This window comes from Oleiphilus sp. HI0123 (genome assembly GCF_001635315.1).
On sequence record NZ_LWGE01000461.1, the window covers coordinates 1 to 317 of the forward strand.

At 42.0% G+C, this 317-nt stretch carries 1 protein-coding gene; it reads right to left on the reverse strand.

What is annotated here, in order from left to right:
- A partial coding sequence (locus tag A3761_RS28460) for a hypothetical protein (protein ID WP_231881157.1) occupies positions 1-275 on the reverse strand: 275 nt, incomplete at its 3' end.
- Positions 276-317: the final 42 nt, after the last annotated feature.

The following is a 317-nucleotide window of genomic DNA, read 5'->3' on the forward strand; positions in this document are numbered from 1 at the left end:
ACAATACTGGAACCACTATTTGTTACCGCGCTACTTAGTTTCGACATGAGTTGTTCGGTAGCTTCATGCGACTTTACGTTGTTTTTTAGCCGGGCATTAAGACGGAACAAAATGAAGCACAGTGTCCCAAACAATGCTGCCAGTCCTGCACTTGCCATGAGTTTCAATAGCATTGTCGAGCTTTCAGTATCCTCAACCGATACCGCAGCTAACACTGGCGAAGTTATCGCGAGAGTTGAAAGAAATGTCAGACCTTTATGAATCGGCTTATGCAAAGTAGTTACCAAAGCAAATTAGTTATATGTGTAAGTTATAAG